The sequence below is a fragment of the Parvibaculum sp. genome (assembly GCF_019635935.1).
GTDB lineage: Bacteria > Pseudomonadota > Alphaproteobacteria > Parvibaculales > Parvibaculaceae > Parvibaculum.
Genome location: NZ_JAHBYN010000001.1, coordinates 528,614 through 546,597, shown reverse-complemented (window position 1 = coordinate 546,597; position 17,984 = coordinate 528,614). Strand labels below are relative to the sequence as shown.

Below are 17,984 nucleotides of genomic sequence, written 5' to 3'. Positions count from 1 at the left end.
TGGCCATGAACAATTCCATTTCCTTGCTCTTCGGTTCGCTGCTGAGTGCCTGTGTGGCGCTGGCCGGCGGCGCCTTGGCGCAGCCCGCGAACCCACCTGCCAGCAATTACGATCGCGTTCAGTCCGGCGCCGCGCTCGACGAAGCGTCGCTGCCGGAAGACGTTCGCGTCGCAATCCGTACGGCGTCCCTGCTCGCCAGGGGCGTGCGCGATGAGCGTTCCTTGCGACCGGTCACGTTCGAGCGTGGCGTCATGGCCTCGCTGGCGAAGCCGACGACAACCTTGCCGGACTTCGTCGCCGATCGTTTCGGCCTGTCGGCCATTCTGGAACCGGCTGGCGGCAAGCAGGGACGCAAACTTGTCGGTACATTGCGCTTCGTCGAGGAGGCGGGGCGCGCGGCGCTTGAAGGATTTACGATCGACTATGGATTCACCGCCGATGCGATGACGGTGCGCCGCGTGTCGCTCTACACGGTCATGCCGGAAAACCCGCGATGGATGCTCTATCTCGTGCCGAAATCGCGCGCTTCGATGGCGGACTGGCAGAAGCTCCAGACCTGGGGCGAGGCGATGGATGCGATGCGCGCACTGGCGGCGGCGCCGGAGCAGGCCCGAAAAGAAGACTGCTGGGTCGTGCTCTTCGCGCTCGATCGTCTGCCGCCGGGCGGGCAGTCGCAGGCAACGCTTGACGGACGCGCCATGACATTCGTGTCGAAGGATTTTGCAGGCTGGCCGGTGCTTTTCGGCGAGGCCGGGCCGCGTGCGGCCGGGCCGTCCGTCCTCAGGATTCGCTACGGGCCGCGGCCGCCGGCCCCGGGGGCAAGTGCCGAGCGGGAGTTTCGTTTTTAGGATTGCGGGCCGCGTCAGCTACTACACCGGGAACATGATGCCTTATGTCGGCCTGATCCATGCGCACGATGTGGAGCGCGAACGCATCATCGCGGCGCCGCTGCCGTCGGACGGTCGCGATGAATTCATGCCAATGTCAGCTTCAAATTCTGATTGGCGGTAAACAAAATCGAAGCGGGGAGGGCGAAGGCTCTCCCCGTTTTGGTTTGAGATTGTGACGGCGGTTAGTCCCGCAGCGCCTTGTAGAAGACCGTCGTCGGGCAAGGTGCGCCGTCGGGCATCAGCGCGTAGTTCGGGCTCTCGCCGACGCGTTGCCAGCCGCCGCGCGCATAGAGGCGTTCGGCATCGCTTCCCGTCACCGTGTCGAGCACCAGCAGGGTTTTCCCGGCCTTGCGGGCCTCTGCCTCGGCCGCCGCTAGAAGTGCGTCGCCAAGCCCCTGCCGCCGCGCGCGGCGGTGGACCAGCATCTTTGCGACATCGGCGCGATGCGGCTGGTTTTCGGGGGCCGCCCAGATCACCTGCACCGTACCGACGATGCCTTCCGAATCCTCGGCGATGAGCACGGCGCGCTCGCCGCGCGCCACGCTTTCGCCCACGCCGCGCCAGAAGGTGTCCGCCTTGTCGCGCGTCATTGGCCACATGAAGCTCACCGAGGCACCGCCCTCGACGCAGTCGATCAGCACGTCGCCGAGGCCGGCGATTTCGGGCGGATCCAGTTTGTCGAGGCGCCTGATGCGAATCTTGTCGGTCACGACTGTCCCTCCGGCGTTCATCGATACGCGGCGGCGAACATGTTATGTCGCGACGGAGGAAAAGCGAACGGGGAGGGGGGGGACCCTCCCCGTTGCCGATCGCGGGTTCTTCGGCGGGTCACGCCTCGCCTGCGAGGGGAATGGCAAGGCGGAGTGGAGGAGGCGCCGCGCCCGCTTGACGTTATTCGACGCGTTCCCAGGTCTGTGTGCGGCTGGCGATGCCGCGCGAGCCTTTGACGTCGAGCTTCTGACCGCCGTCTGCGAGTTTGACGCTGGCGTTGGCGGTGCCGCCGGTTGCCGGCCTCAGGATTGTGCCGCCGCCCCAGCCGCCGCGTTCCGGCGTCAGGTCCCAGAGAATGACCATGCCGACAAGCGGCTGATCCTTTCGTTCGCCTTCGCATTTCGCGCAATTCGTTTCCGTGGCGCCGGCCAGCAGCTCAACGATCGTTCCCTCGAGTTTGCCGCCAGCTTGCGTGATCTCGACGATCGTGTTGGGCGCGCCGGAGTCGGGATGAAAGGTGCGCCACTTGCCGACGGGCGACGATGTGTCGGCCGCCGCGGCGCTTGCGAAGGATAGGGCAAGACATGCCGTCGCCACGAATTTTGCGAAACTGTACAACGTCATCATCGTCCTCCCGAATATATTGGCATTAGACGTGTCAATATATTCGGATTTGAAGCGAATGCAACCGCTTTTGCAGCAGCGTGTTTGAAATTTCGAAGACGGGCGGAATTCGGCCAAAAAAAGGGGGAGGGCCAAGCCCTCCCCAAGTGGTCTTCCGAATTGCGAAACGGAAACTCGCTGCTTCGCTTCCGGTTTGGCGGACAAGCTCCGCGCGGGCTCTCAGTGTCCGGCCGGAGGCCGACCAGGCGCAGACAGACTGAGGGGTTGGGCCGATGATGCTTCGCGGAATTCTCGGTCGACATCATCGGCGATCTGGTTGGCTGACTTAGTTGAGGCCGCCGCGAAGGCCGCCGCGTTCGAAGACGGGTTCGCTGTAGTAGGCGTAGGGATCGTTGCCGTCCGCTTCGGCGCGAGCCGGGCGCGCTGCAGGCGCTTCGGCGACGCGCTGGCGGTTTGCGGCCGGCTGCACGGCGTCCGGGTTGGCCTGGCGATAGTCGATCTTGCCCAGCGGATCCTTGTTGCCGGGGAAGCGGGCACAGTCGCTCGGGTTGACACCATAGAGCGGCACGAGCAGCTTCAGCACGGCCCGTTCGATGACGGAGCGGACCGCGAGCTGGATCGGTTCCTGGCCGCCGGTGCCCGCACCGATCGAGAACAGGTTGCCGCCGAAGAAGTCGAACACACCGGCGCGGATTTCGCGGCCGACGATCTGCTTCTGGTAGGAGACATAATCGACGACTTCGAGCGTGCGGCTGTTCACCAGACGCAGGTCGAGACCGATGTTCATCACATAGACCGAGTAGGAGGCATTCGCCGCCGCGCCCATGTCGCCGCCTTCGGCGAAGCCGGCATTGAGACCGCCCGACTGGATGTTGAAATTCAATTCGGTGATGCCGCCGACGAGATAGTAGTCGGAGCCGCGGATTTCGCCCGCGTAGATCTTGCGATAGTCGCCTTCCGCCGCATCGCCGATCAGCTTGTTGTTGGTGTATTTCAGCTCGAGTTCGGTGATCGCCGTGTCGTAGCGTTCGACCAGCGGCACGCCGGCCTTGCCCAGCGCCGACATCGCCATCAGCGAGGCGCCCTGCGTGATCTTCATGCCGGTGCCGTCGGCTTCCTGCTTGCCGGTGTAGTCGCGGATGTTGCCGACCGCAATGCGCGTCGCCGCCGTGCTGCCGGGCACATGGCCGGCGAGGCAACGCAGCGCGTTGGAATAGGGCGTTTCGTTGGTGATGACGGGCGCGTTGCCGATCGGCGTCGCATAGCGGCCGTCCGATCCGGCGTTTGCGCTGACGCAGCCGGTGAGGGCGAATGCCATGGCGAGAGCACCCAGCGTCCGCTTGGGCAATCCCTTGTTCGTCGCGATCGACAGAGCCTGAGTAAACACGTTGGCCTCCTGGTGGTCATCGGTCGTCCGGTTGGCGCTGGCGATCATTGTTTTTTGATTCTGCCGGCGCGCCGCCGACCGTTCGGTTGCCAAGGGGATTGCAACCGCTGTGCCAGCCGTTACGTTTTGTTAAGAGGCGCGGAAATGCTGAGGTTCTTTGGTTAACGCCGGTGGGCGGGCGGTCTGGATAGACGCGGCCGATCCCGCCGGAAGACGTAAACGGGACGTTAAGACTGTCCGGGTTTGAAACATTGCCGTGGGCCGGAATGCCGGTTGCGGCTCTCCGTCATGCGCGCGACACTCCCGCGCGCAATCGGGTAACCATATTTTCGAGGAGCCGACGCCGTGGCGACGCTTGAGTTCTTTTTCGACTGTTCGAGCCCCTGGACCTATCTGGCCTTCAGCCGCATCGAGGCCCTGGCCGGGCGGGCGGGGGTCGATATCGACTGGCGGCCGATCCTGGTCGGCGGCGTCTTCAACGCGGTTAACGAAAGCGTCTACGAAGCGCGGGCGAACCCGCATCCCGTCAAGGGCCGCTATTACGTCAAGGATCTGCAGGACTGGGCGCGCTATTGCGGCATCGAGATCGGGCGGCCGCCGGTTTTTCCGGTGCGCTCTGTCGATGCGATGCGCGCCGCCATAGTCGCACAGGACGAGGGCAAGCTGCCGGAATTCGCCTGGGCGACCTTTCGCAGCTATTGGGGCGCGCTCAAGGACATCAGCCAGCCGGATGTGCTGGCGGAAGTTTGCGCCGCGTCCGGCCTCAACTGGGATGCCGTCAGCCGGCGGATCAAGGATGACGACGTCAAGGGCCGCTTGCGCGCCAACACCGAGGAGTTGATCGCGCGCGGCGGCTTCGGCTCGCCGACAATGTTCGTCAACAAGACGGACATGTATTTCGGCAATGACCGGTTGCCGCTCGTCGAGGCGGCACTTGCCAATGGCTGATCCGTGGCAGAGGGAGGCGCCGCCCTATAAAGAGCCGCCGGCTTTCAACATCCCCGGAGCGGTGCTGGCTTTGCTTGCCGCCATTGTCGGGCTGCACCTGCTGATCGAATGGCTGCCGCTCGCCGCGCAGCGCGAGGTGCTTTTCCGTTTTGCGCTGTTTCCCTTGCGCTACTCCGGTGTGAACGGTGTCGTCGAAGGATTGCCGGGTGGGTTTGCCGCCGCAATCTGGACGCCGATCACCTACACCTTCCTGCATGGCGGGTGGACGCATCTGATCGTCAATTCGGTGTGGCTGCTCGCCTTCGGTTCGCCGCTGGCGCGGCGCTTCGGCGCGTTGCGCTTTTTCGTTTTCTATTTTGTTTGCGGCGCGGCCGGCGCGTTCCTCCATGTGGCGATCTATCCGGCATCGCCCGTGCCGGTGGTCGGCGCGTCGGCGGCGATTTCGGGGCTGATGGGCGGCGCGGCGCGTTTCGTGTTCCTCGGCGACGGGCCGCTCGGTGCGCTTGGCGGCAACAGGCTCGACGGCGCGCCGCAGCGCAGCGCCGGTATTTTCGCCTCGTTGGCCGACCGGCGGACGCTGATATTCGTCGGCGTGTGGATCGGTCTCAACTTTCTGTTCGGCGCGACCGCGCTTTCCGGTGCGCTCGGCGTGACCGCGCAGGTCGCATGGGAGGCGCATCTCGGCGGATTTCTGGCGGGGCTGCTGCTTTTCGGTCTTTTCGATCCGATCCGCTATTCGCCATCGGGCGGGCCGGGCAATGTCGGCTACGGCGAATGGCTCGGCAAGGATCGCGAGAAATAGCGCCGGGCGTTGACTTTCGTGCCGGCATAACCACATCACAATAACGGCCTTTGGCGGACCGGGACTTTCAGGAGGAGACGATCCATGAGCGATACATCTGCCCATTCGGACCCCCAGCCTGGCGCATCGCAAGCCGATGGCGCGGCGGCGGCGCCGGAACGCCGCGATCTCTGGATACGGCTGCTTTACATGGTCGTGTTCTGGTTTCTCGGCAATGTCGCCTTTTCGGTGGCGATCTTTCTTGGCGCGATCCAGTTCGTCGTCATTCTGGTCACCGGCGACAAGAACGAGGAGTTGCGCAGCTTCAGCCGCAACCTCGTGCAATATGTCTGGGAGTGCCTCGCCTTCGTGATCTTCGCACGCGAGGACAAGCCGTTTCCGCTCGGCAAGTTTCCGTCGGTCAGCGGGAACGAGTGAAGCTCTCGTATTTCTTGAGGCCCTTCGGCGTCAGCAGGCCGCGCATGACGGCGCCCGCCGCGACGCCGAAGCGTTTCTCCGCGTCTTCGGCGCTGATGTGAAAGCCCGCCAGCTCAAGACTGCATAGTCCGTGCACCGTTGCCCAAAGGGCATCGGCGATGATCGCCGGGCCGGCATCTGCCGGCATGCTGCCCTCGGCGATGCAGGCTTCGATCGCATCGAGCAGGTTCTGATAGGAGGGATGCCGCGCGATGCTGCGCGCCGCCGGTTCGCCCGCCGCCGGTTCGTCGTGGCGCAATGACGCGGGCACCGGCAATGTGGCGCTGATCATCAACGCATAATAGGACGGGTTCTTCAGCGCGAAGTCGCGATAGGCGCGCGAGAGGCTGGCGAGCCAGAGGATCGGCTCGGGATTGCGCGGCACCGCGTTCTGCGCCGCCGCAAGCCGGTCGAAGGCTTCCTCGAACAGTGCGGTGATCAGACCTTCCTTGCCGCCGAATGCCGTGTAGACGGCCATTGTGGAGGTGCCGACCTTCGTTGCCAGTTTGCGCAGCGAGATCGCGTCCGGCCCGCCATGCATCAGCATTTCGCTAGCTGCGTCGAGCAATGCTTCGCGTTGCGCGTTGCGGCGGTCTTCGGCGGCGGTTGTTTTTTCGTCTGTACTCATCGGTTTCTCTATCGAACAGGCTTGACCTTCTGTCCAGCGCTAACTATAACATGTTCATAACAGTGTTATAGAATTGGTTTTTGCCGCCATTCCGGGAGGAGCGCGCCATGTCCAAGCCCTATCCGAACAATCCTTTCCTGCAGCACAATTTCGCGCCGGTAGCGGCCGAATGCGATGCGCCCGACCTCGTGGTCTATGGCGAATTGCCGGCAGCGCTGGCGGGCACGCTTTATCGGAACGGTCCGAACCCGATGTTTCCGCCGCTCGGTCACCAGCATCACTGGTTTCTCGGCGAAGGCATGATCCATGCGATCCATGTCGAGGGCGGCAAGGCGAGCTATCGCAACCGCTGGGTGAGGACCGAACAATACGAAGCGCAGCGCAAGGCCGGCGAGCGGCGGATTTCGATGGCGTTCGGCGAAGCGCCGCTGCCGGGCGCCGAAAACATCAAGCGCAATGTCGCCAACACAAATGTCGTGTGGCATGCGGGCAAGCTGATGGCGCTGGACGAGGGAAGTTCGCCGGTGGCGATGGATGGCGACACGCTGGAGACGACGGGCTCGTGGAACTTCGAGGGCAAGTATAACGGCCCGATGACGGCGCATCCGAAATTCGATCCGAAGACCGGCGAAATGATTTTCTTCGGCTACATGGCGGCGGGGCCGGGGACGCCGGACATTTCGTACCAGGTCGTCGACCGCGACGGCAAGCTGACGCGCAGCGAAACCTTCAAGGCGCCTTACGCCAGCATGGTGCATGACTTCATCGTTACCGACGAGCATGTGATCTTCCCGATCTTTCCGGCGACGATCGATGTCGAGCGCATCATGAAAGGCGGGCCGGTGATTGCGTGGGATCCCGATGCCGGCACGCATATCGGCATCATGGCGCGCAATGCCTCGACCGATACGATCCGCTGGTTCAAGGGCGATCCCTGCTATGTCTATCACCCGATGAACGCCTATACGACGCATGATGGCGGACGTACGCGCATCGTTGCCGACATGATGAAATACAGCCGCGTGCCGCTTTTCCCGAGCGCCGACGGCAAGAAGGCGCCGACCGATCTTCTCGACGAGCAGGGACAGCTTGTGCGCTGGACGTTCGACCTCGACGGAAATTCCGACAGCTACACCGAAGAAGCACTGACCGATCTCGGCGGCGAGTTTCCGCGTCTCGACGAACGTTTCGCCGGGCATGGCTATCGCCACGGCTATTACGCGGCGACAAAGGCACCGAAGGTGCCGGGCGCGTCCTTCGACACGCTGGTGCATATCGATCTTGCGAGCGGCAAGCGGCGCGAATGGGAAGCGGGTGCGGGATGCTATGTGCATGAGCCGGTTTTCGTGCCGCGCAAGGAAGGCGCGGCGGAGGGCGACGGCTTTGTGGTGTCGCTGGTTTACGACACGGCGCGCAATATCAGCGACTTCATCGTTCTCGATACGGACGATATTTCCAAGGGGCCGCTGGCGCGTGTCGAGCTGCCGGCGCGGGTGCCGTTCGGCTTTCACGGCAACTGGCGGGACGCCGGCTGAGGCACTTATCCCCGGTTTTGGCAGCGTCTGTCACCGTTTTGTCAAAAACTGTCACGTTACTGTTGCGAGCGAATTTCCGGGATCGGGAGCGACGCCAACCGATCCCGGAATCGACTCGAACGCGGTCCGAATTTCCGACTCAAATTTCCAAAATCGAATTTTCGAGAAAACTTATCCCCGCCTCAGAAGACCGGCTCTTCGTAGACCGGTTCGCCATTGAGGCGCAGGCCCTTGATGGCGGGGGTGCCGCTGCGGCCGAGCGCAACATCGACGGTGAGGATGCCGGCGTTGCGTTCGTCCTCAAGTTCCTGGCCGTCGCCTTCGGGGATGAAATAGCTTTCGATGCCGTAGACGATGGTGACCGTCTTGCAGCCGGGGCAGGGCGCTTCGGGCGCCGTCATTTCCGTGTCGTCGACCGGGGCGCGGGTGACCATCCGGTTCTCAAGGACGTAAGTGATACGTCCACGGATGATCTTGTTGCCGTCCGCCGGCTCCGGGCGGTCGCGCCATGCGGCGACGGCTTTCCATGTGTCGCCGTCCGGCGCAAGCTCGACATGAATGGTATCGCCTTCGGTGAATTCGTCGTCGCCCGAAAGTTTGTCGAGCGGCAGTTGCGAAATCTCGTAGCTCAGAATGACGTAGTAACCGCGGAAAATGTCGCGCGGGTCGATGGGCGCGGTCTTCAAGGTGACGACGTCGGGCGAGCGCAGCAGCGTCACCCGGTCCCAGATCATGGCGCCGAGAAACAGCGTTTGCCCGAGCGCCAGCACGATCAGCGCCATGCCGAAACGGGGGTTCATGCCGCACCCCCTTCGGTGGCGGTGCCGCGGACGATGCGGCGGCGCATACGCTCGAAGACGATGCTGCCGACGATCAGCAAGACACCGCCGAGTGCGAAGAAGATCGCGGTGTCGAGAAGCGTGCCGAGCGTCGCGAAGTAGAGCCAGAGGACTTCGGCCGCGAAGACGACGAAGCCGAAATTGACGGCAAACCGGCTGCCGCTCGCCGAACCCCATGAAACCAGCCATGCGGCAAGCACCAGAATGGCGGCGGCATAGATCCACGGGATCAAGGCGGCGTTCTCCGAGGCGGAGAGAAGCGGATAGGCGATGGCGAGGGCGGCCAGCGCGGCGACGCCGGCCACATGGCGCGACGGCAAGCGACCGCGCATGACGGCAAGGGCGGCGAGCGCGGCGGCGAGCATGGCGGTGGCCGCGATCAAGGTCGGACCGGCGGCGCCCTCGGCGGCGCGGTCATATTCGCCGGGGTCGACCTGAAAGAAGCCGACCAGCGCGAAGGCGACGACGATGCCATAGGCCTCGGCGACGCTGCCCAGACGGGCGCCGTCACGTGCGAAGGCGAGCGCCGCCATCCACAGCGCCAGCGCTTCGAGGGCGACGAAGACCGCGAATTGCGAGGGCGAGAGGCCGGTGAGGCCCATGATCGCCTCGACGTTGATGGCCTGCCACAGGAAACCGGCGATCAGGACCAGGTGAAGGGCAGGTGTCCAGGAGAGGCGCAGCGCCAGCGCGGCGGCGGCCGCCCATGCGAACCAGAAGGCCCAGTGCGGCACCGCGTCGTTCATGTCGATTGCAAACCATGTCCAGACGACAGCCAGCAGGATGCCGAGCGCCAGTGCGGCACGCGACGAGAGCAGCCATGCGGTGGCGAGCGCCGCGACGCACCATGCAAGCACGCCGCCCGGATCGTCGGTGACGATGTGGTAGATCTGCGCGATCAGCATGATGCCGGCGCCGAAGAGGCCGAGGCCGATCAGGACAGCGGCCTGTGCGAAATTCGCATGGCCGCGCTTTTCGAGGACGATGGCCGCGCCATAGGCCGTCCACATCGCCGCGAAGATCAGGACAATCTTGGTGAGTTTCGAGATTTCCTGCCAGTTGGCGGCAACGAAGCTCATCACCGCAAAGCCGATCAGCACCGCGCCGAGAATTGCGAGGATGGCCGGCATGCGGCGCGTGGACGCGCCGGGCTCGGCGGCGGAGGCGAGGATCGCGTCGGCATTGGCCGCGGTCACCCAGCCGCGCTCGATCCAGAGATCGAGGTCGCGCTTCAGACGGTTCAGATAGGCGCGTTGCCACATGAGGCGGGAGCCGGATTGTTGCTGCGGGACGCGGGGGCGGGACTCGGTAAACGGTGAGGCAGTATCCGGGCGGGCGGGCCTGGAAGTCAAAGGGCCCATCTTTACGTCGCGGAATCCGTGGGTTTTTGTTGTTGTCCTTGCTCGCTGCGGCGGAATGTCGCATCATTTCGGTTCGGGCGATTGCCCGTGGTCGCGGCTTGTCCGCCGGGACCCGACCGGGAGGAGATGCCATGAACGTTGCGGCGATTTTGAAGGCGAAGGGCCCGGAGGTGGTGACGGTCGATCCGAACGCCACGCTGGGTCAGGTAGCGACGACGCTGAGCGAACGGCGGATCGGCGCCATTGTCGTGATGCAGGACCGCAAGGTGCTCGGCATCGTCTCGGAGCGCGATGTCATCAAGGCGATCGCGCGGGTCGGCGCGGCGGCGCTGACAACGCCGGTGCGCGAGGCCATGACGTCGCGCATCATCACATGCGGCCTCAACGACTCGATCGACGAATTGATGGATTCGATGACGGCGGGGCGGTTCCGCCATCTGCCGGTGATCGAGGATGGCGAGCTTGTCGGGATCGTTTCGATCGGCGACGTGGTGAAGCACCGGATCGCCGAGACGGTGATGGAGACCGAAGCGCTGAAGCTCTATATCGCCACCGGCTGACGGCTAACTCATCAATTCAATCGTCTCGTGGATGTGCGGGATCGCGTCTTCGGCTGCTTCTTCGCCGAGACGGATCAGTTCGTCCGCGTGGTCGAAGTCGAGCAGGCTCAGATGTCCGACTTTCGGCGCGATCATCACGTCGGGCGGGTCGCCGGCCATGCGCATGCGGCCAAGGCGATCCTGAACGATGTTGAGCGAGGCCAGCATGACGCTGGCGATGCCGGGGCCGCGCTTGCGGCCACCGATGACGCGGCGCATCAATTCCTGTTCGGGCGTCTTCTTCCAGCGCAGGGTTTTCAGCTTTTCGCGGATGCGGGCGGCGACGGGCGTGGCTTCGCCCTGCGTCAGCGAGGCATCTTCCTCCGCCGACGTTTCCTCCTCGATGCGCTCCTGCAATTCGCGGAAGAGTTCGTCTTCCGGCAAGGCCGGCGGCGCGCCGCCGACATAGCCGGGGAAACGCGCGGACCGGGTCTGGCGGTGAATCGAGGGGTCGAAGGGATCGTTGTTGAGATTGACCGCAATGACGACGCGGGCGCCCAGCGCGCGGGCGACCGAAACCGGCACGGGGTTGACCAGCGCGCCGTCGATCAGCCAGCGGCCGTCGACCGCGACCGGCGCGAAGACGCCGGGCAGCGCATAGGAGGCGCGGATCGCCTGGGTGAGATCGCCCTTGTGCAGCCAGAGTTCGTGGCCGGTGGTCAGTTCGGTGGCGACGCCGACAAAGGTGCGCTCGAGGTCTTCAATGCGCAGATCGGAAAGCTGTTCGCGCATCAGTTCGGCGAGTTTCGTGTCGCCGATCAGGCCCGAGGAACGGAAGCGCAGATCGAGCAGGCTCAACATGCGCCGCCGCGTCAGCGAGCGGGCGAAATCTTCCAGCGGGTCCAGCCGGTTTGCCACGAGGCAGCCGCCGACAAGCGCGCCGATCGATGTGCCGGCCACGATGTCGGCTTCGATGCCGGCGCGGGACAAGGCGCGCAGCACGCCGATATGCGTCCATCCGCGCGCGACGCCGGCGCCAAGGGCGATGCCGATTTTCGGGCCGATTTTCGGTTTGGGCATGCGAAACGACTTCATGGTGAAACCCGACGCTTGTCAGACAATGCAACAGCGCCGCCTCGCGGGGAAGGCGACGCCGGCTGTATGGGCGGTAAATGTGACCGAATTTCAACGCCGCTCAGCGTTGCGGCAATTTTTCGGCGCCGGTGCGTTCGAGCGTGGCGGGGAGCTTGCCGAGCGGCACGCGGCGATAGAAACAGGCCTTGTAGCCGACATGGCAGCAGCCGCCGTCGCCGCCGACTTCGACTTTCAGCCAGACCGTGTCCTGATCGCAATCGGTGCGGAGTTCCTTCACCGTCTGAATCTGTCCGCTGGTGTCGCCCTTGTGCCAGAGTTCGTTGCGGCTGCGGCTCCAGTACCAGGCCTCGCCGGTTTCGATGGTGCGGGCCAGCGCCTCGGCGTTCATCCAGGCGACCATCAGCAGTTCGCCCGTATTCGCATCCGTCGTGACGGCGGTGATGAGGCCGTCCTTGTCGAATTTCGGCGCGAAGGCCGCGCCTTCCTCAATTTCCTGCGCGGTGCCGCGCGGTGCGAAGGGGGATGTGCCTGTCATGTCCTGTTCCTGAATTGAAAAGGCCCCGCCATTCAGATGAAGGCGGGGCCTCTTGTCAAAACCTGCGTCTTGACTGGCTCAGTATCCGCGGATCATCTGCATGAAACGGGCTTCCATCCGCGGATCGTCGCGGAAGACGCCGGTGAACTGCGTGGTGATGGTGGCGACATCCGGCTTCTTGATGCCGCGCGTCGTCATGCATTGATGCTTCGCCTCGATCAGAATGGCGACGCCCTGCGGCTGCAGCGCGGCGTTGATCGTGTCGGCGATCTGCGCCGTCATGGTTTCCTGCGTCTGCAGGCGGCGGGCGAAGATCTCGATGACGCGGGCGAGCTTGGAAATGCCGACAACCTTCTTGGTCGGCACATAGGCGATATGTGCGCGGCCGAGAATGGCGACCATGTGGTGCTCGCAATGCGACTCGATGTTGATGTCGCGCAGCATCACCATGTCGTTGTAACCCTCGACTTCCTCGAAGGTGCGGCTCAATTCCTTGTAGGGGTCTTCGTTGTAGCCCTCGAAGAACTCCTCGTAGGCGCGCACGACGCGGCCGGGCGTGTCGATCAGGCCCTCGCGGTCGGGGTTGTCGCCGGCCCATGCGATGAGGGTGCGGACGGCGGCTTCGGCCTCTTCGCGGCTCGGCTTTTCGACGGGAGACAGGCGGTCGTCCTCCGTCCGGGCCCGGAGCCCATCAACTACAGCATTCATGTCCATTCGACCAATCTCGTTAGGGGTTTCCCGGCAGCCTTTCCTCTACGCCGAGGAGCGGCACCCGGTTCAAGTCACGGGCCGAATTCCTCATCGAAATTTCGAGGAAAGCCGCCCGTTTTGCCCATCAAGCACGGGGTCTTATGCCATGCTGAAGTTGATGTGACATCGTCTCAACCATGCATATAGCCTTGCAGAAACGGCCTATCAAGACCCGGGGGACAGCGAGGCGGCGCAAAATGCGGCGGGCGGCGGGGCCGGTTGGTTAATTCTTAAAGGCTTGCCGGGCAGGATGGGCTCGCTTAAGAAAGGCCGAGCTGCCGCCCTGCGCGGCGCGTGATTCGCGGATTCCGGAGCCTCAAAGGCCATGATGCGTCTGACGACATGTTGTCGAACTTCGCCGACTACGGGTGGCACGACCACCCGTTGCGCGGCCGGCTGTCCGGCCGCCTGAGGCCCGTCGTCGCACGGGCCGCACCCCGCGAAGCCCCGACGACATAAAGGCCTGCACGATGAACGCCCAACCCAACCGACACAAGCTCGTCCTCTACAACACGCTGACGCGCAAGAAGGAAGTCTTCGAGCCCGCGGACCCCAACCGCGTGACGATGTATGTGTGCGGGCCGACGGTCTACAACCACGCCCATATCGGCAATGCGCGGCCGGCGGTCGTGTTCGACGTGCTGGCGCGGCTGCTCAGGCGGCTTTACCCGCATGTCGTCTATGCGCGCAACATCACCGATATCGAGGACAAGATCATCGCCGCCGCAAAAGAACAGGGCGTCGAGATTTCGGTCGTGACCGAGAAATACGCGCAGATCTATCGCGACGACATGGGTGTGCTCGGCGTGTTGCGGCCCGACCTCGAGCCGAAGGCGACGGAGAGCGTCGCTGAAATGATTTCGATGATGGAGCGCCTCATCGCCAGCGGCAACGCCTATGCGGCGGAGCGGCATGTGCTCTTTCATGTGCCGAGCTTTGCCGGATACGGGAAGCTGTCGGGGCGGGACCGCGACGACATGATCGCGGGCGCGCGGGTGGAAGTGGCGCCCTACAAGAAAGACCCGGCGGATTTCGTGCTGTGGAAGCCGAGTACGCCCGACCAGCCCGGCTGGGACAGCCCCTGGGGACGCGGGCGGCCCGGCTGGCATATCGAATGCTCGGCGATGATCGAGAAGCATCTCGGGACGACCATCGACATTCATGGCGGCGGCATCGACCTGCAGTTCCCGCATCACGAGAACGAGCTGGCGCAATCGACATGCACGCATGGTGTGCCGCTGGCGCGGTTCTGGCTGCATAACGGCTTCGTCAACATGGGGGCCGAGAAGATGTCGAAGTCGCTCGGCAATGTGCTGCTGGTGCACGATCTGATCGGCCAGGCGCCCGGTGAGGCGATCCGGCTGGCGCTTTTGAACGCGCATTACCGGCAGCCGCTCGACTGGACGGAAGAGGGGCTGGCGCAGGCCAAGCGCATGCTCGACCGGCTTTACGGCGCGCTCAAGGGGCTGGCCGACGTCAAATCCGAGCCGACCAACGACGCGGCGCCGGACGAGTTCATGGCGGCGCTGACCGACGACCTCAACACGCCGAAAGCGCTGGCGGTGCTGTTCGATCTCGCAAAGCAGGCCAACACGGCGACCGATCCCGGCACGCGCACACAGCTCAAGGCGGCGCTGATCGGCGCGGGGCGGCTGATCGGCTTGCTCGAAATGACGCCCGAGGCCTGGTTTGCAGGGGCGGGGGCGGCTTCCCATATCGATGGGGATGAGGTCGAGCGGCTGATCGCGGCGCGCAATGCGGCGCGCAAGGCCAAGGATTTCGCCGAGGCCGACCGCATCCGCGGCGCGCTTGCCGATATGGGCGTAGCCATCGAAGATGGACCGCAAGGCACAAGCTGGAGAGTGGCGGGCTAGATGCTCAACGAGATCTACAACAAGCGCATTCTCGAACTCGCTTCGGATATTCCGTTCAGCGAGCGCTTGTCCGCGCCCGACGCCTCGGCGACGGCGGTGTCGAAGCTTTGCGGCTCGAAGGTGACGGTCGATGTCCGGCTCGAAGGCGACAAGGTCGCGGCTTACGGCGCGGATGTGAAAGCCTGTGCGCTGGGGCAGGCGTCGTCGTCGATCATGGCGCGGCATGTGATCGGCGCCAGCGCCGCCGAGCTGCACGAAGTCGGCGCCGCGATGCGGGCGATGCTGAAAGAGGGCGCCGCGCCACCGCGCGAGATATTCGGCGGCAAGTGGAAAGACCTCGAAGTGCTGGAGCCGGTGCGCGACTACAAGGCGCGCCATGCCTCGACGCTGCTGGTGTTCGATGCGGTGGAAGAGGCGGTGGAGACCGCGCTTGCTGCGAAGCAGGGGGCCGCCAAACGGGGGAGTGGGACTGCCGCGCAGACCGGCACCGCCACTAGAACCGGCCCGGCCGCCTGAGCGCCGGGCCCGGCCGCTCCCGCGTTTCCGCCCGGGCGGCTTTTTTCCAGACGAATCAATCGGATCGCAGACGTGGCGGTTTCCGCCTCGGTTGTGCGCCCTCCGATTAAAAGCTAACAAGTGCGTGTCATAACGACGTGGTTTCCCATGCGGCGCGACCTCCTTTCGCTCCCGATGCGCGGCCTGATCCGGTTCTATCAGTGGTTCATTTCGCCGCTGCTGGGCCCCTCCTGCCGCCATCTGCCGACCTGCTCGGACTACACCCTGCAGGCGATGGAGCGGCATGGCGCGTGGCGCGGTTTCTGGATGGGGCTTGCGCGCATCGCGCGGTGCCACCCCTGGGGCAGCCACGGGTTCGACCCGGTGCCGGAGCGGCTGGAGAGCCAGCCCTTCTGGGCGCCGTGGCGATACGGGCGCTGGCGGATGCCGCCGGCGCCGTCGGAATGCACGCACGGAACGCATTGAGAGAAAGACAATGATCAAGCTGAAACTTCCCGACGGTTCCGTTCGTGAACATGAAAAACCGCTGGACGGGCTCGCCTTTGCCGAAAGCATTGCGAAGTCGCTGGCCAAGAAGGCGATCGCCGTCAAGCTCGACGGCAAGATGATGGACCTTGCGACGGTGATCGACCGCGACGCGGCAATCGAAGTCGTGACGCGCGAGACGGCGGACGGCGTCGACCTGCTGCGCCACGACGCGGCGCATGTGATGGCCGAGGCCGTGCAGGAGCTTTTTCCGGGCACGCAGGTGACGATCGGGCCGGTGATCGAGAACGGTTTCTATTACGACTTCGCGCGCGCCGAGCCCTTCAAGGCCGAAGACCTCGAAAAGATCGAGGCGCGGATGCGCGAGATCGTCGACCGCGACGAGAAGATCACGCGCGAAGTGTGGAAGCGCGACGACGCGGTGGCGCATTTCAAGAAGATCGGCGAGCACTACAAGGCCGAAATCATCGAGAGCATTCCGGCGGGCGAGGATGTGTCGATCTACCGGCAGGGCAACTGGCTCGATCTCTGCCGGGGGCCGCATTTGCCTTCGACGGGCAAGCTCGGCAAGGCGTTCAAGCTGACGAAGCTTGCCGGCGCCTATTGGCGCGGCAACAGCCGCAACGAAATGCTCCAGCGCATTTACGGGACGTGCTGGGCCAACGACAACGACCTCAAGGCGTATCTCACGATGGTGGAAGAGGCCGAGCGCCGCGACCACCGCAAGATCGGCCGCGAGATGGAGCTCTTTCATCTGCAGGAAGAAGCGCAAGGCTCGGTGTTCTGGCACGCCAAGGGCTATCGCATCTGGCAGGCGCTGGAACAATATATCCGCCGCCGCATCGACGCCGCCGGCTATCTGGAGGTCAAGACGCCGCAGCTTCTCGACTCGAAGTTCTGGGAGCAGTCGGGCCACTGGTCGAAATTCCGCGAGAACATGTTCGTGGTGCCGGACGAAATTCCGTCCACGGACGAAGAAGCGCCGGTGCTGAGCGGAAAGGCCAAGCTGATGGCGATCAAGCCGATGAACTGCCCGGCGCATGTGCAGATTTTCAAGCAGGGCGTCAAATCCTATCGCGACCTGCCGCTCAGGATGGCGGAATTCGGCTGCTGCCACCGCAACGAGCCGCATGGGGCGTTGCACGGGCTGATGCGCGTGCGGCAGATGACGCAGGACGATGCACATATCTTCTGCCGCGAGGACCAGATCACGGCGGAGAGCGTGGCGTTTTGCGAATTGCTGCTCAGCGTCTATCGCGACCTCGGCTTTGACCAGGTGAAAGTGCGGCTGGCGACGCGGCCGGATGTGCGCGCCGGCGAGGATGCGGTGTGGGACCGGGCCGAGAAGGGACTGGCCGATGCGGTGGAGGCGGCCGGGCTCGAATACACGGTGGCGCCGGGCGAGGGCGCGTTTTATGGACCGAAGCTCGAGTTCCACCTGAAGGATGCGATCGGGCGGACATGGCAATGCGGCACGATCCAGCTCGACTTCGTGCTGCCGGAACGGCTCGACGCTTCCTATATCGGCGAGGACAGCGCGCGGCACCGTCCGGTGATGCTGCACCGGGCGATCCTCGGTTCGATGGAGCGTTTCATCGGCATCCTGATCGAGAACTACGAGGGCCGTTTCCCGCTCTGGCTGGCGCCGGTGCAGGCAGTGGTGACGACGATCACGTCGGACGCCGATCCCTATGCGGAAGAAATGCTGCAGGCGATGCGGGCGGCGGGACTGCGCGTCGAGATCGATCTTCGCAACGAGAAGATCAACTACAAGGTGCGCGAACATTCGGTCGCCAAGGTGCCGGCGATTTTCGTTGCCGGACGCCGTGAGGCCGAAGAACGCACGGTGTCGATCCGGCGTCTCGGTTCGCAGCAGCAGGAAACGCTGCCGCTCGAAGCGGCGATCAAGGCGCTTGTCGAGGAGGCGACGCCGCCGGACCTGCGGTGAGGTTTCGATTCGGCATCGGGCAGGGGGCCGTCTGACCGGCGGCTCCCTGCGATTCGTTCT

The 17,984-nt window shown here is 64.3% G+C and carries 19 protein-coding genes; 10 read left to right on the top strand and 9 right to left on the bottom strand.

What is annotated here, in order from left to right:
* Positions 1–5: 5 nt before the first annotated feature.
* The gene (locus tag KF719_RS02860; RefSeq protein WP_293506915.1) at positions 6–848 is read left to right on the top strand and encodes a hypothetical protein; all 843 of its coding nucleotides are present in this window, start codon (positions 6–8) and stop codon (positions 846–848) included.
* A gap of 224 nt (positions 849–1,072) precedes the next feature.
* On the opposite strand, the gene KF719_RS02855 is transcribed toward KF719_RS02860, so the two are convergent.
* From KF719_RS02855 to hfaB, 3 genes are all read right to left on the bottom strand, one after another.
* The gene (locus tag KF719_RS02855) at positions 1,073–1,600 is read right to left on the bottom strand and encodes a GNAT family N-acetyltransferase (RefSeq protein WP_293506913.1); all 528 of its coding nucleotides are present in this window, start codon (positions 1,598–1,600) and stop codon (positions 1,073–1,075) included.
* A gap of 181 nt (positions 1,601–1,781) precedes the next feature.
* Positions 1,782–2,225: a DUF2147 domain-containing protein gene (locus KF719_RS02850; RefSeq protein WP_293506911.1), complete on the bottom strand. Its 444-nt coding sequence runs from the start codon at positions 2,223–2,225 to the stop codon at positions 1,782–1,784.
* A gap of 325 nt (positions 2,226–2,550) precedes the next feature.
* Positions 2,551–3,660, bottom strand: a complete 1,110-nt coding sequence (gene hfaB / locus KF719_RS02845; protein WP_293506909.1) for a holdfast anchoring protein HfaB — start codon at positions 3,658–3,660, stop codon at positions 2,551–2,553.
* Between the two features lie 297 nt (positions 3,661–3,957).
* On the opposite strand from hfaB, the gene KF719_RS02840 reads away from it, so the two are divergent.
* The 3 genes from KF719_RS02840 (at position 3,958) to KF719_RS02830 (ending at position 5,779) form a co-directional block, all read left to right on the top strand.
* Positions 3,958–4,560 (top strand): 2-hydroxychromene-2-carboxylate isomerase, encoded by a 603-nt coding sequence (locus tag KF719_RS02840; RefSeq protein ID WP_293506907.1) that lies wholly within the window; start codon positions 3,958–3,960, stop codon positions 4,558–4,560.
* Positions 4,553–5,362, top strand: a complete 810-nt coding sequence (locus KF719_RS02835) for a rhomboid family intramembrane serine protease (RefSeq protein WP_293506905.1) — start codon at positions 4,553–4,555, stop codon at positions 5,360–5,362. The genes KF719_RS02840 and KF719_RS02835 overlap by 8 nt, the downstream gene beginning before the upstream one ends.
* A gap of 84 nt (positions 5,363–5,446) precedes the next feature.
* Positions 5,447–5,779, top strand: a complete 333-nt coding sequence (locus KF719_RS02830) for a DUF4389 domain-containing protein (protein WP_293506903.1) — start codon at positions 5,447–5,449, stop codon at positions 5,777–5,779.
* On the opposite strand, the gene KF719_RS02825 is transcribed toward KF719_RS02830, so the two are convergent.
* Positions 5,763–6,446, bottom strand: coding sequence for a TetR/AcrR family transcriptional regulator (locus KF719_RS02825; RefSeq protein WP_293506901.1), 684 nt, complete (start codon positions 6,444–6,446; stop codon positions 5,763–5,765). The genes KF719_RS02830 and KF719_RS02825 overlap by 17 nt on opposite strands.
* Positions 6,447–6,553: 107 nt before the next feature.
* On the opposite strand from KF719_RS02825, the gene KF719_RS02820 reads away from it, so the two are divergent.
* On the top strand, positions 6,554–7,981 hold the full coding sequence (locus KF719_RS02820; protein WP_293506900.1) for a carotenoid oxygenase family protein: 1,428 nt from the start codon (positions 6,554–6,556) through the stop codon (positions 7,979–7,981).
* Positions 7,982–8,163: 182 nt separating this feature from the next.
* Here KF719_RS02820 and KF719_RS02815 read toward each other — a convergent pair whose 3' ends face one another.
* Together KF719_RS02815 and KF719_RS02810 are read right to left on the bottom strand one after the other, a co-directional pair.
* Positions 8,164–8,781, bottom strand: coding sequence for a GDYXXLXY domain-containing protein (locus KF719_RS02815; RefSeq protein ID WP_293506898.1), 618 nt, complete (start codon positions 8,779–8,781; stop codon positions 8,164–8,166).
* Positions 8,778–10,082 (bottom strand): DUF2157 domain-containing protein, encoded by a 1,305-nt coding sequence (locus KF719_RS02810; protein ID WP_293506897.1) that lies wholly within the window; start codon positions 10,080–10,082, stop codon positions 8,778–8,780. The genes KF719_RS02815 and KF719_RS02810 overlap by 4 nt, the downstream gene beginning before the upstream one ends.
* 230 nt (positions 10,083–10,312) lie before the next feature.
* Between KF719_RS02810 and KF719_RS02805 the strand changes: the two genes are divergently transcribed.
* A complete protein-coding gene (locus KF719_RS02805; protein ID WP_293506895.1) occupies positions 10,313–10,741 on the top strand; it encodes a CBS domain-containing protein in 429 nt (142 codons plus the stop codon).
* A gap of 3 nt (positions 10,742–10,744) precedes the next feature.
* Here the strand turns inward: KF719_RS02805 and KF719_RS02800 are convergent, their stop codons facing one another.
* The 3 genes from KF719_RS02800 to folE all read right to left on the bottom strand — a co-directional run bounded on the left by KF719_RS02800 (position 10,745) and on the right by folE (position 13,058).
* Positions 10,745–11,800: a patatin-like phospholipase family protein gene (locus tag KF719_RS02800; RefSeq protein ID WP_293506893.1), complete on the bottom strand. Its 1,056-nt coding sequence runs from the start codon at positions 11,798–11,800 to the stop codon at positions 10,745–10,747.
* A gap of 115 nt (positions 11,801–11,915) precedes the next feature.
* A complete protein-coding gene (hisI, locus tag KF719_RS02795) occupies positions 11,916–12,350 on the bottom strand; it encodes a phosphoribosyl-AMP cyclohydrolase (RefSeq protein ID WP_293506891.1) in 435 nt (144 codons plus the stop codon).
* A 78-nt stretch (positions 12,351–12,428) separates the two neighbouring features.
* The gene (folE, locus tag KF719_RS02790) at positions 12,429–13,058 is read right to left on the bottom strand and encodes a GTP cyclohydrolase I FolE (protein ID WP_293510566.1); all 630 of its coding nucleotides are present in this window, start codon (positions 13,056–13,058) and stop codon (positions 12,429–12,431) included.
* 512 nt (positions 13,059–13,570) lie between these two features.
* Between folE and cysS the strand changes: the two genes are divergently transcribed.
* The 4 genes from cysS to thrS all read left to right on the top strand — a co-directional run bounded on the left by cysS (position 13,571) and on the right by thrS (position 17,924).
* Positions 13,571–14,974 (top strand): cysteine--tRNA ligase, encoded by a 1,404-nt coding sequence (gene cysS, locus KF719_RS02785; protein WP_293506890.1) that lies wholly within the window; start codon positions 13,571–13,573, stop codon positions 14,972–14,974.
* Positions 14,975–15,490: an iron-sulfur cluster assembly scaffold protein gene (locus tag KF719_RS02780; RefSeq protein WP_293506888.1), complete on the top strand. Its 516-nt coding sequence runs from the start codon at positions 14,975–14,977 to the stop codon at positions 15,488–15,490.
* A 147-nt stretch (positions 15,491–15,637) separates the two neighbouring features.
* The gene (gene yidD, locus KF719_RS02775; protein WP_293506886.1) at positions 15,638–15,955 is read left to right on the top strand and encodes a membrane protein insertion efficiency factor YidD; all 318 of its coding nucleotides are present in this window, start codon (positions 15,638–15,640) and stop codon (positions 15,953–15,955) included.
* A 10-nt stretch (positions 15,956–15,965) separates the two neighbouring features.
* Positions 15,966–17,924: a threonine--tRNA ligase gene (gene thrS / locus KF719_RS02770; RefSeq protein ID WP_293506884.1), complete on the top strand. Its 1,959-nt coding sequence runs from the start codon at positions 15,966–15,968 to the stop codon at positions 17,922–17,924.
* The last annotated feature ends 60 nt before the right edge of the window (positions 17,925–17,984 follow it).

Bases quoted from the DNA above. Each gene is read 5' to 3' on its own strand.
- KF719_RS02860 (WP_293506915.1), top strand. From the start codon at position 6: ATGAACAATTCCATTTCCTTGCTCTTCGGTTCGCTGCTGAGTGCCTGT.
- KF719_RS02850 (WP_293506911.1), bottom strand. From the start codon at position 2,225: ATGACGTTGTACAGTTTCGCAAAATTCGTGGCGACGGCATGTCTTGCC.
- hfaB (WP_293506909.1), bottom strand. From the start codon at position 3,660: ATGATCGCCAGCGCCAACCGGACGACCGATGACCACCAGGAGGCCAAC.
- KF719_RS02835 (WP_293506905.1), top strand. From the start codon at position 4,553: ATGGCTGATCCGTGGCAGAGGGAGGCGCCGCCCTATAAAGAGCCGCCG.
- KF719_RS02830 (WP_293506903.1), top strand. From the start codon at position 5,447: ATGAGCGATACATCTGCCCATTCGGACCCCCAGCCTGGCGCATCGCAA.
- KF719_RS02825 (WP_293506901.1), bottom strand. From the start codon at position 6,446: ATGAGTACAGACGAAAAAACAACCGCCGCCGAAGACCGCCGCAACGCG.
- KF719_RS02820 (WP_293506900.1), top strand. From the start codon at position 6,554: ATGTCCAAGCCCTATCCGAACAATCCTTTCCTGCAGCACAATTTCGCG.
- KF719_RS02815 (WP_293506898.1), bottom strand. From the start codon at position 8,781: ATGAACCCCCGTTTCGGCATGGCGCTGATCGTGCTGGCGCTCGGGCAA.
- KF719_RS02810 (WP_293506897.1), bottom strand. From the start codon at position 10,082: ATGTGGCAACGCGCCTATCTGAACCGTCTGAAGCGCGACCTCGATCTC.
- KF719_RS02805 (WP_293506895.1), top strand. From the start codon at position 10,313: ATGAACGTTGCGGCGATTTTGAAGGCGAAGGGCCCGGAGGTGGTGACG.
- KF719_RS02800 (WP_293506893.1), bottom strand. From the start codon at position 11,800: ATGCCCAAACCGAAAATCGGCCCGAAAATCGGCATCGCCCTTGGCGCC.
- hisI (WP_293506891.1), bottom strand. From the start codon at position 12,350: ATGACAGGCACATCCCCCTTCGCACCGCGCGGCACCGCGCAGGAAATT.
- folE (WP_293510566.1), bottom strand. From the start codon at position 13,058: ATGAATGCTGTAGTTGATGGGCTCCGGGCCCGGACGGAGGACGACCGC.
- cysS (WP_293506890.1), top strand. From the start codon at position 13,571: ATGAACGCCCAACCCAACCGACACAAGCTCGTCCTCTACAACACGCTG.
- KF719_RS02780 (WP_293506888.1), top strand. From the start codon at position 14,975: ATGCTCAACGAGATCTACAACAAGCGCATTCTCGAACTCGCTTCGGAT.
- yidD (WP_293506886.1), top strand. From the start codon at position 15,638: ATGCGGCGCGACCTCCTTTCGCTCCCGATGCGCGGCCTGATCCGGTTC.
- thrS (WP_293506884.1), top strand. From the start codon at position 15,966: ATGATCAAGCTGAAACTTCCCGACGGTTCCGTTCGTGAACATGAAAAA.